Below are 665 nucleotides of genomic sequence, written 5' to 3'. Positions count from 1 at the left end.
CCGAGCCCGAACCCGTGCGTCCTGTACCGGTGGGAGTGCTCCCCGCGTGAGCGGGTATGATCCGGCTTTTCCCTCTCTCTCTGTCCTTGTTGACAACTTCTCCCCCCGTGGGCCGGGATGATCCGGAGGACTTCTTTTCCCTCTTCTCCTTCCCTCTTTCCTCCCCGCTTCCTCTCTTCTTCTCCTCCTTCCCCTCTGCTTCGCTTTCCTTTTCCTCCTTTCTCCCCTTCGTCGTCTTCTTCCTCCTTCTCCTCTTTCTCCTCTTCCCCTCCTTCCTCTTCTTCCTCCTTCCCTCCTTCCTCCTCTCTCCTTCTTTCCCGTTCTCTCTCTTTTCCCCGTTCTTTCCCCTTTTTCCTTTTTTCCCTTCTCCTCTCTTTTTCTCTTTCTCTCCCTTTCTCTCTTCTTGGCCAGCCCCTGTGCTCTTGCCCTCTTTCCCTGTCTCCCTGCCTCCGCTCTCTCCTCCCCTCCCTCCCTTCTCCTCTCCTCTTTCTCTCTCTTCGCCTCCTCCTCCTTTTTCTTTCCCCCCCCTTTCCCCGTCGCGCTCCCTTTCTCCTCTCTTTCTCTCCCCTTCACTTCTTTTCCTTTCACTTCTTTTCTCCCCATCCTCCTTTCCTCGCCTCTTTTCTCTCTTTGCATGGTGCCGTTCTTGTTGGGCTCCACGTGGG

At 55.6% G+C, this 665-nt stretch carries 1 protein-coding gene; it reads right to left on the bottom strand.

Features of this window, described 5'->3' with window-relative positions; all coding sequences use genetic code 11:
- Positions 1–665: hypothetical protein (locus MUN85_RS12515; protein WP_250506999.1), on the bottom strand; the 665-nt coding region annotated here is incomplete at both ends.

Origin of the sequence: Bowdeniella massiliensis, from assembly GCF_023634005.1 — a bacterium.
Lineage (GTDB): Bacteria > Actinomycetota > Actinomycetes > Actinomycetales > Actinomycetaceae > Bowdeniella > Bowdeniella massiliensis.
The sequence above is the reverse complement of the archived record's forward strand: the minus strand, read 5'-3'. Positions and strand labels throughout refer to the sequence as shown.